A 10,443-nucleotide genomic window follows, 5' to 3' on the forward strand; every position below is an offset into this window, starting at 1 on the left:
ATTTTCTTCTTAATAAATTTCACAGGACATAAGCTATGAATCCATTTGTCATTCTGTTAAAAGACAGAATCCAATACTAATAACAGTGTAGTATAAGCGAAGTGAAAGGACTACTTTTAAGTTTCGCTTTAGCGATATGTTTATTGTTGTTAATTTACTGTAATTTAGCACTTTCTCCTACATTTTTCTTATACAATGTTACCTCCTGGATTTTTTCTTTTTCGTTTACTCGCTTATTTCTAATTAAAATTCTAAAATATGGACATTTTCCATTTATTGATAAATCTTTTCCGTCATTTCCTTTTCTGAATTTGATTATTTCAAATTGGTCGGGATTGAACTTATGTAAAAATGTTATAGGAACTCCCATAAAACCATTATAATCTGAAGGAATATTTTTTGTTTTATTAACATTAATTCCGTTGTAGTTATCGTATTTGGGATATTCCTTTTCGTTTCCGAAATATCTTTTTGTTAGCTCTATATCTTCATGTCGTTTAGATGTGTCTAAGTTGGTTAACCACAAGCAATTATTTGGTGAAATTATCCTATTCCCATAATCGTCAATTCTAGCTTCCGTACCATAAAGTTCATAATGCTCGGGAACAATAAATCCTTCTATTCCCCTTCCTAGGTTTATTCCCAACCACGCTTTATTTTCCTTAATTAGTTTAAAAATTTCTTTGTATGTGATAGCGTTAATGTTACCAATTATTAAAAACTTTTTATCGTACTCTATGAGTTGGGCAACATATTCTCTGAAAAGTGAAAATGGCGGATTTGTAACAACAATATCCGCTTGAGTGAGCAAGTTGATACTTTCTTTGCTTCTAAAATCTCCATCACCTTTAAAACAGATAATGTCTTTTGAAGTTGGTTCATTATTTTCTTTTTCTGCTCCCGTGTATTCATAATAAAAACCATTTTCAGTTCCTTCTGTATTAAACAAGTCCATTTCTTGTTTTTTGTAACAAGCGGCTATTAATTTTTTAAGTCCTAGTTTTTTGAAGTTCGAAGCAAAATAATTAAAGAAATTACTAATTGTTGGGTCATCACAATTACAGAAAACCACTTTGTTTTTAAAATGATTTTTATAGTGTTGTAATTCGCTTTCTATATCTGAAAGTTGTGTATAAAACTCATCACTTTTTGATTTTTTAGCTTTTTGTAATAATTTATTTGTTGCACTTCTTGCCATTATCAACTTCTATTTATTTTCGGTTATTTGTTTAAATATATCACTTCCCAAAACCTTAAGAGAGGTTTTAGAAACTTCAATCATAATATTGAACATTTTTTCAGCATCCCATTTTTTTCCATTTCCTTGTGTATAAATAGAAGTTGCTTGAAGCATAATTGTTTTATCTTTATACTTAACAAACTTATTTTCACACAAATTAGTGTTAATGGGCATTCCATAGTTTGCAGAGGTCAATCTATCTAATCTGTTCAACATTCCCGAATTGTATTCAAGTTTTACAATCCTTCCATCAGGTCTTTTAATTGATATGGTTTCTGTTAAGAAATTAGAGCCTTCCAAAAATAAGATATAGGGAAAATGCGATTCAGATAGCATAAAATTAGCAATTTCGGATATGTTTTTATGCGATCTTTCTATCGCGTTTCCAGCAGCCATTAAGTCTTGATTATTAACTTTCCCTACTAATTTTCCTTTTAGGATGTTTTCAATGTCTTTACCTTGATGTTTAGCTTCTGATACTAAAACTATTCTCCAATTGCCGTTGTCATCTTTTACTTCAATTATTCCTCCATCAGGTTTTATGCTTGAATTTGAAACAAAAAGTGTTTGACCTAAATCTTTATCTACTTTTTGTAGAGCTTCGTTTATTTCTTCTTTTTTTATGCTAATTCTGTAACGAAAAGATAATTGAGGATATTCTTTTTCAAGTTGTTTAATTACATGATTTGATATTTTTCCAACCTTTATATCGTGTAATTTTGCTTCATTGCCAAATATACCTACTACACCTTGCGATTTTTTATGTTGATTAGTTAATCTTTTTGATTGATTATTTTTTGCCATTTTGTAGTTTAACTATCCCTATTAGATTTCACAAAGTTACAATTTTTTCAATTGCTATCCTGTTTGTTCAGCTTGCAGGTAACACCTAAGCAAAATCCATATGGCAAAACAAAAACTACTTATCTTATCTTTGGAGATCAAAAAAAACCAGATTGGTTACCATGTTTAAAAAATCTTGCGAGATAGATGAAATTATTCCCGAAAAAATACTATTCAATAGAATTACAAAATGATAGTTCAATCGCAATGACCAAATTGGAAAATCATACCTTATCAGACGAACAATTCATTTCTGATTGGAGTAATCAAGCTTTTATTGGAAGAATTGACAATTCTGAATTTGAAATAAAATTATCAAAAAATTTATATGGAGCATTCTGTATTCTGAAAGGAAAATTGGATAAAGAAAACGGAATTCTGGAAATTAGAATGAGTAAAATAATAAAAACACTTTTTTTTATTATAGTATTGTTCGTTACAACTGGTCTAATTACTGCTATAATTCAAAATAAATCAGATCTATTATTTCCTCTTATAGTGGCAATAATTGTCTTCAGGTTTATCTTTATAGAGTTAAGCTTCATCATTGTTTCTAAAAAGATATTGAAAAAACTGATCAAAATAATCGGAATAACGAAAATTAAAACTACGTACAGTACGTAGTATGATATCATCACATCAATTGTGAATTGATAGATGACATACCAGTTTTTACTTAATAAATTAAATAAAGAATGGTCAAACATAAAAATTGGGCAAATCCTGCTTGAAAAAGAAGACCTATTTTTAATATATTGTAAGAGGTAACCCTAAGTACATGACAAAAATTAACAGAACATAGAAATGAATCCATTTGTCATTCTGTTAAAAGACAGAATCCAATACTAATAACATCTAAGTAAAATCAATATGGCAAAACAAAGACTACTTATCTTATCCGATCTTTGGGGGATAAAAAAATCAGATTGGTTATCTTATTATACCGATATACTTCACAAAAAATTTGAAATACAATATTACGACTGTTGTATTCTGGGCGAATTAGATACCTCAACATATACTGAAGAAGGCCTTCATCAACAATTTGTGAGCAGTGGCATCGAATTAGCAGTACAAAATCTGATCGATAAAGAGACAGAAACAGTACACATTCTTGCATTTAGTATTGGTGGTACTATTGCATGGCAATCTATGCTAAAAGGTTTAAAAGTAGCTTCACTACACGCTGTTTCTGCTACAAGGTTACGGTATGAAACAAACAAACCTAACGGGGGTATTAAACTTTACTTTGGCGAAAACGATACCTATGCCCCCAATACAAAATGGCTGGATAAAATGAATAGCATTGTTGTTATAAAAAATAAAAAAGGACATGATCTGTATACAGAACCTAAATTTGCCAGAGAATTAAGTACTCTAATTTGCGAAACTACCTAGTGATCTAAAACTTTTTTAATGAGAGGGTAAAAAATCAAATCCAAATACTAAAAAATATCCTCGAAGTACTAAGAAATGTCATCGGGATACCAAGAAACAACCTCGGAGTGTTGAGAAATACCTTCGGAGTGTTGAGAAATAACCTCGGAGTCACAGGAAACAACCTCGGAGTACCAAGAAATGTCACCAGAATATCAGGAAACAACCTCAGAGTCACAGAAAACCTCGGGGTGTTGGGAAAAAATCGGTGCCCCAAGAAATACCCTTGAAGGGTTGAGAAATTTTTCTGTTTATATGTATTCTGAAACTGAGGCATAAAAAGAACATTTTATTCCAGTAAATCCAAATGATAAATGGTATTGATTTTAGTACAAACAAATCTTAAAGTAAAAACCACAAGATTCAATCCCCAATAACAAAAGTGATAAAAAAGGATAAAATGTATCTTGAAGAATTAATAAGTAATTAACTAATAACCTCTGTTTTTTTAATTAGATTCGCGGTATCCTATAATTAATAAAAACACTAATTTTGGTAGTTATGGCCATTTCGAAAACCTCTCTTTCTGTTCTTTTTTTTATATTTCAATATGGAATAACGCACGCGCAATTCCATTCGAACACACTGGCACCAAACAATTCTATAGTAACCCCTACAGGAGCTTATTCTCTTTACAAACCAGTAAACATAACGGCTTTTTCGTTTTCGAATAAACTATTTTATGATTATCTAAATAATCCCAATGTTTATTTACAAAACTCTCCTGCATATACCAAAACAAAAGACACCATAACTTCTACACTTAAAAGGCAAACAAATACAAAAGAAGATATTAGTGACCTACCTGTTAATGATAAGATATTAGCCGATTTAAGAAATCATCCTTTTGAAAAAAGAAACTCATGGGATAATCCTTCAGGAGCAGAATCCATGGAAAATGCTATCTTTAGTGGATCTTTTGATTTTATTTTAGACTTGTTTCTAAAATAATATTACGCCTCTTAGAATACGATTTTAGTTCTTACTAATAATGTATTATATCCATCAGCTTTTTTAGTTTCTTTTCTAAAACCCAGACAAGACATCCTTTGGATTGGCTAAGTTCTCTTTAAACCTTCAAGGTTTCGAAAAACCTTGAAGGTTTAAGACGTTGTTTTGTAGAACAAAGCTTTTGAATTTAATCCTAAAAAAACCTCATATTGCTATGAGGTTTTTTCGAATTAATACACTTTAAAAAAAAAATTATCTAAGCATTATCTTCTCTGAAACACTTTGGTTGCCATCTGTTATCTTTATAAAATAAATACCAGGGGTTAACCCCTCTACATTAATTTTATTAGTAGAAGTTTTTCCAGATTTTACTACACTACCCTGCATGTTAGTCATTACAAAAGTTGTATTTATATTATTTTTTACCTCTATTTCAATATCTGTTGTAGCAGGATTGGGGTATACTTTGGCAAAAAATATTTCTTCTTTATTTTGTAATTCTTTGTTTACTTTTATAAAAGATGTTCCTTTTGTTTTAGCTGAAGCAGCCCCTATATTTACGGTATAATCCTCTACCTCTCCGTAATCAAACGTTTCGCAAGCTGTGGCTGTAGAATTCCATTTCATAGCAACACGCATTCTGGTGCCGGATACTGTAACAGACGGTACTTCAAAAGTATACGATAAATTATCTGAGCTTGAAGAAAATTCATTCACCACTTTTTCTGAAGTCTCAAAAGTTCCGTTTTTATTAAAATCAATCCATACAGACCAATATTCGTTATAAGGTGCACTTGCAAATCCGGCACTTACCACAATAGTATTAGTACCATAAGATAGGTTTGCCATCTGCGAAGTAAAATCTCCATACCCTCCATTTGCAAGAGTTTTATTAGAAACCCCACCAATTTCTACAAAATCTATATACTCATAATCAGTCGTATTCCCTTTGGATGGGCAATACGTGGTAACTATAACATCTTGTGTAGTTATAGTCACCAGATTACTTTCTTCAGATACATTTCCGGCTGCATCATAAGCATACACTTTAAAAGAATATGTAGTGCTTGAACTAAGTCCCGAAATATTATAATTATTTACTGTCGTAGTGGTTAATAAAACGGCATCTTTATAAATAGAATATCCTTCTACACCTGTATCGTCTGTTGCTGCTTCCCAGGAAATTTGTACACTGTTCTCTGTAATATTAGAAGCAATCACGTTTGTAGGAGTACTTGGGGCTTTGGTATCTGTAGTAGTACTACCACTAAAAGAGTGTTTCCCCAAATCATCAAAAGTATTTTGAGAATACGAATCCCACTCTATAACCTTATACGTAGTAGATGGCGAGGATATCCCTGATTTTCTTCTAAGTGTTTTATCCTTGGCAAAATTAGACGACCCTCCATTAAAAGTTCCTATAACATCTATCAAAACTCCATTTTTAAATAACCCAACAGGATCATTACCGTTAAACGTTAGTTCTGCTGATCCAGATACTAAATCTGCTTTGTTTTTAACTGTACTGCCAGCCGAGCTGTTTGCTACTACATAAACATTATTGTTTGCTAAAACCCCCGAAAGATTTAATCCTGTAGACCATGATCCGGAACCATTAGTTTGTCTTTTTATAGAATATCCTGAAAGACTAACCGATCCCCCTGTATAATTTGCTATTTCCAGAGCTTTATTATTAGAAGACCCTTCAACATATTCAGAAAAAAATAATGCCGTAGCATCCCCTCCTGTTGCTGTATTTTGGGTAGTGACATTAATTGTAGTACTGGCTCCCGAAACATTACCCGCTGCATCTTTTGCTTTTACATAAAATGAATACGATGTATTGGGACTTAAACCAGAAACGGTATAATTTGTTGTGGTTGCAGTACTTACTAGCGTATTGTTTCTATATATACTATACCCTGTAACTCCTGTATTATCTGTAGAGGCACTCCATGAAAGTACGGTAGAAGTTGTTGTTGTATTTGTTGCTATCAGATTTGCAGGTATGGTTGGTGCTTGTGTATCGCTCCCTCCCACATTTCCAAATCTGTCTTCGGCCTGTGGTCCTCCCCAAATTTGTGTTGCAAATGCAGGGTTATCGATAAATGGGTTTCTATTACCTTGTAGGTTTTCTAAAATCGGATTACGTTGCAATTCTAGCGGGGATACAGGGTCTTCTGCATTCCACTCCAAAAATAATTGCAACATATTACTATCACTGGCAGCTGTAGATCCAACCCCTACATTTTTTGGTAAACAACGATTACCATAACGAATGTACATATACATCATCATACGCGCAACATCCCCTTTCCACTCATCCCCGGGATACCAGTATCCTTGAGAAGTTGTGCCGGAATTACCAGAACCATCTGCAAATTTTCTACTACCTCTGGATGAATTTCGTCCTACATCTGCAGGTCGTAAATGATGTGCATCTGCTCCGGGACCCGATGTTCCTAAATTTGGATTCCCCAACGATTTTGGATATACATGCTCCCTGTTCCAATCTGTAGATCCCCCTCCGTTATTATTAACTCCTCTTGTTCTATCAGTACTGGAGTTTCCATCGGTATCGCTATATCCATATACTAAAACTACTTTAGACGAATTAGTTGGATCTAAATCCGTTTGTTTTAAAGCATCCCAAACTCCCGGGGTATAAGAAAGAAATGTAGAATGTGTGTTTGTTACTTTGGTGCTCAGTTCACTTTTTAAAGCTGTACCTGTGGCATTAAGGTTTACATCGCTATAATAGGATGGTATTTGACTGTATGCCAATATGGGTATAGCAAGTAATAAGAATATAAGTTTTTTCATTATCAAGATGAGTTTTTATTAAGAATAATTTGATGGATCCGAAACTAAAATTATTTTATTAAACTCACTATAGCAAAACGTTACCAAATTGTTACTTAGTATATTTAAAACCCGGTATTTTACTAAAAAAAACAAATAACCATTTTTAAATCAACAAATTACAAAAAAAACTAGTGTTAATAAGTTGTTTTATGCATTATACCATTTGCACTTTATATCTACTGGAATAAAATGTTCTTTTTTCATCTCAGCTTCAGAATAAAAGCTTGTACCAGATCAAGTCTGGTACAAGCTTTTATTCTTTCGGAAGTGTCTGTTGCACAAGATTCTTAAAATATACTATCACGAGCGTGATGATCGCGCCTAGCCGAGTTCTAATATATATTATTTAATGAGGTTGTTTCATCCATAATTTCCTGTTTTAGAACACATTCTAAAGGGTAGATATTCATTGCTGCATTATAAAAATGTTGTTCTATTCTAGGTCATAAAAAGCTACTTAATAACCATACATTTATTGCTATTTTGCTGTTTTGAGATAATATTTAGAAAATATAAATTTGAGTATTAATCTTAAAACCACTTAACAATGAAAAACTTCTTTTTTAAGGTATTCTCGCCTTTATGTCTAGTCTCTCTTTTTCTTTCTTGTACTAGTGAAGAAATAGAAAATGGAACTTCTTCTGAAGAATCTTTACAATATGACGCAATTTCTAAAGTAGATAGACAAAATAGAAACATCTATGCTATAAAAAAAAACAACACTGGTACTAACAGTACAGAAGTACACTTATTAAATGGCAACAATAACTATAAAAGTTTTCTTTTGCAAACAGGTACTGCTTTACATGAAACCGGAAATAATTTTACTATAAAAAGTGGGGACTATAATGGAGATGGATATATTGATCTTTATGCTATTAAAAAAAGTAATACTGGAACTAATAGTACAGAGATCCATGTGCTAAATGGTAAAAATAATTTTCAAAGTTTCCTTTTGCAAACTGGTACCGTGTTACATAAAACCGGAAGTAATTTTGATTTTGAAATTGGAGACTATAACAGAGATGGACATTTAGATCTTTATGCTATTAAAAAAACTAACACTGGTACTAACAGTACTGAAATCCACGTTTTAAATGGTAAAAATAAATTCCAAAGTTTTCTCTTGCAAACAGGTACCATTTTACATGAAACCGGAAGTAATTTTGATTTTGAAATTGGAGACTATAACAGAGATGGACATTTAGATCTTTATGCTATTAAAAAAACTAACACTGGTACTAACAGTACTGAAATCCACGTTTTAAATGGTAAAAATAAATTCCAAAGTTTTCTCTTGCAAACAGGTACCATTTTACATGAAACCGGAAGTAATTTTGATTTTGAAATTGGAGACTATAACAGAGATGGACATTTAGATCTTTATGCTATTAAAAAAACTAACACTGGTACTAAAAGTACTGAAATCCATGTATTAAATGGTGAAAATAAATTTCAAAAATTCATTTTACAAACAGGTACTATTTTACATGAAACCGGAAGTAATTTCGAATTCAATTAAAGTATAGTGTAACATTATTTCAGGGCGATACACCCATAAAAAAGGGGATGGTTTTATAAGATCATCCTCTTTTTTTTAGATTCCCTTTATAAATCTCTTTCAATGTTTTTCTCTAAATAATTTTGGAGAGATTAATACATATTTTTTAAAGAATTTCCAGAAATAGGTAGCATCTTCAAACCCTAATTTATATGCAATTTCAGAAATGTTCAGTGCACTAAAAATCAAAAGACGCTTGGCTTCTATCTCCTACTCCCTGAGTAATCCAAATAATCTGAAATAGATTAAGATGTCGATGAGCACGGTGCCACCCCATCAGACGCTTCAAATATATCTTCAAGGCGTTTGATATTAAAAAAGGAAGCTACAGCGTTTTGGGTTTCATCACCATATAAATGATAATTGGGTATTTTTTTTTCAGATTTTAAAAATAGCATAGCCAGTATAAATTCATTCTTTTATAAATATAAAGAATCTAACGTTAGATTTCTTCTCCTACAGAATTAAATACCTTTTTAAAAGTAAAAGCTTCGGCGGTTAAACCATTTCTATTTATGTATTCTAATTTTGATAAGGCTTCTTCTATTGTTGAAATATGATTACTATCAATCCACCATAATGCCATATAAGGGATTTTCATCTTTTCAAACCATTTTCTACCTGCTCTCACAAAATAACTATGAGCAGTACTATATGTAAAGTTTTTAAGAGCCTCAAGATCTGTCCAAACAGATATATTTATCAGCATCATATCATCTTCTAAAGGAGATTCTATATTGGCTGCAGCGCTACCATCTTTATTTTTTAGTCTCCAAATAAATCCTGCACTCTCATCTGCCAATTTATTTATCGGATCAAGAAAATCTACAAATTCTTTTAATACTGGTGAGTCCATTGGAGCTTTCATTCTTGCAATGTTGATCTCTGCGATATACTTTTTACTTATATTTTTGATTTTCTAAATGTATTTGATCACATTATAGTCTCAAAATTAGAGATAAGCTATACTTAGGTCTATACCAAAAACACATTTGTTTCTGTACTTTTTACAGCAATTATATTGGTAGAATACAACCTATATTGTAGAATCCAGGTTAGAACCCTAACTCTCTTTATTCTTTCAGAAGTTTATGAAACATATCTGCCAGTCGTATTTCGATAAATTTAACGATATGCTCTTCTGATTTTTCTGCCTGATACATCGAGAATACTTTGGCGGCATTACGCTTTTTAAGCGTTTTAATATCTCCTTGTGGGTTCTCTATGTCTTCTGGTTTTAGGTTCCATTGTAGTAACGATTCTAACAGCTCTGTATGTGAGGCATATCGTTTTTCGAGTACTTTCTGCCTTTCCAGATCTTCCGGATTCTTCTCCTCTGCACTGTTTATTTTTGCGCTTACCACCGTAAACTCGTCCCGTATCTGCCGGTCTATCTCTCTGGCTTCACTAACCAGTTTGCTATAGGCTTCGTATATCTTTTCATTATAAAATACTGCAAAATCCAGATAGGTTTCCATCTCTTTTAGATAGCTTATTGCAATCTCTTTGTACACCTTTTTCTCTTTCTGCTCGGTTTCTTTAAGCT

Annotated in this window: 10 protein-coding genes and 1 pseudogene; 4 read left to right on the forward strand and 7 right to left on the reverse strand. The window is 32.0% G+C overall.

Going from position 1 to position 10,443, the window contains the following annotated elements:
• Positions 1–154 precede the first annotated feature (154 nt).
• Together ACZIYX_RS19240 and ACZIYX_RS19245 are read right to left on the reverse strand one after the other, a co-directional pair.
• Positions 155–1,198, reverse strand: a complete 1,044-nt coding sequence (locus ACZIYX_RS19240; protein WP_462683888.1) for an adenine-specific methyltransferase EcoRI family protein — start codon at positions 1,196–1,198, stop codon at positions 155–157.
• Between the two features lie 9 nt (positions 1,199–1,207).
• Complete coding sequence (locus ACZIYX_RS19245) at positions 1,208–2,044, reverse strand: EcoRI family type II restriction endonuclease (RefSeq protein ID WP_462683889.1); 837 nt, start codon at positions 2,042–2,044, stop codon at positions 1,208–1,210.
• Between the two features lie 186 nt (positions 2,045–2,230).
• Here ACZIYX_RS19245 and ACZIYX_RS19250 point away from each other — a divergent pair, with 186 nt between their 5' ends.
• From ACZIYX_RS19250 to ACZIYX_RS19260, 3 genes are all read left to right on the forward strand, one after another.
• Positions 2,231–2,707 carry a hypothetical protein gene (locus ACZIYX_RS19250; protein WP_462683890.1) on the forward strand — a complete coding sequence of 159 codons (477 nt, stop codon included), beginning with the start codon at positions 2,231–2,233 and terminating at the stop codon, positions 2,705–2,707.
• A 246-nt stretch (positions 2,708–2,953) separates the two neighbouring features.
• On the forward strand, positions 2,954–3,481 hold the full coding sequence (locus tag ACZIYX_RS19255) for an alpha/beta hydrolase (RefSeq protein ID WP_462683891.1): 528 nt from the start codon (positions 2,954–2,956) through the stop codon (positions 3,479–3,481).
• 540 nt (positions 3,482–4,021) lie between these two features.
• Complete coding sequence (locus ACZIYX_RS19260) at positions 4,022–4,471, forward strand: hypothetical protein (RefSeq protein WP_462683892.1); 450 nt, start codon at positions 4,022–4,024, stop codon at positions 4,469–4,471.
• Positions 4,472–4,723: 252 nt separating this feature from the next.
• On the opposite strand, the gene ACZIYX_RS19265 is transcribed toward ACZIYX_RS19260, so the two are convergent.
• Positions 4,724–7,294, reverse strand: a complete 2,571-nt coding sequence (locus ACZIYX_RS19265; RefSeq protein ID WP_462683893.1) for an endonuclease — start codon at positions 7,292–7,294, stop codon at positions 4,724–4,726.
• 589 nt (positions 7,295–7,883) lie between these two features.
• On the opposite strand from ACZIYX_RS19265, the gene ACZIYX_RS19270 reads away from it, so the two are divergent.
• Positions 7,884–8,858 carry an FG-GAP repeat domain-containing protein gene (locus ACZIYX_RS19270; RefSeq protein ID WP_462683894.1) on the forward strand — a complete coding sequence of 325 codons (975 nt, stop codon included), beginning with the start codon at positions 7,884–7,886 and terminating at the stop codon, positions 8,856–8,858.
• A 99-nt stretch (positions 8,859–8,957) separates the two neighbouring features.
• On the opposite strand, the gene ACZIYX_RS19275 is transcribed toward ACZIYX_RS19270, so the two are convergent.
• The 4 genes and pseudogenes from ACZIYX_RS19275 to ACZIYX_RS19290 all read right to left on the reverse strand — a co-directional run.
• Entirely contained in the window at positions 8,958–9,104 is a 147-nt protein-coding gene (locus ACZIYX_RS19275; protein WP_462683897.1) for a helix-turn-helix domain-containing protein, read from the reverse strand.
• 38 nt (positions 9,105–9,142) lie between these two features.
• Positions 9,143–9,295 carry a hypothetical protein gene (locus tag ACZIYX_RS19280; protein ID WP_462683895.1) on the reverse strand — a complete coding sequence of 51 codons (153 nt, stop codon included), beginning with the start codon at positions 9,293–9,295 and terminating at the stop codon, positions 9,143–9,145.
• Between the two features lie 44 nt (positions 9,296–9,339).
• On the reverse strand, positions 9,340–9,813 hold the full coding sequence (locus ACZIYX_RS19285) for a DUF3291 domain-containing protein (protein ID WP_462683898.1): 474 nt from the start codon (positions 9,811–9,813) through the stop codon (positions 9,340–9,342).
• Positions 9,814–9,970: 157 nt separating this feature from the next.
• Positions 9,971–10,443 (reverse strand): annotated as a pseudogene (locus tag ACZIYX_RS19290) (hypothetical protein); the annotation flags it as partial.

This window comes from Aquimarina sp., from assembly GCF_977115655.1.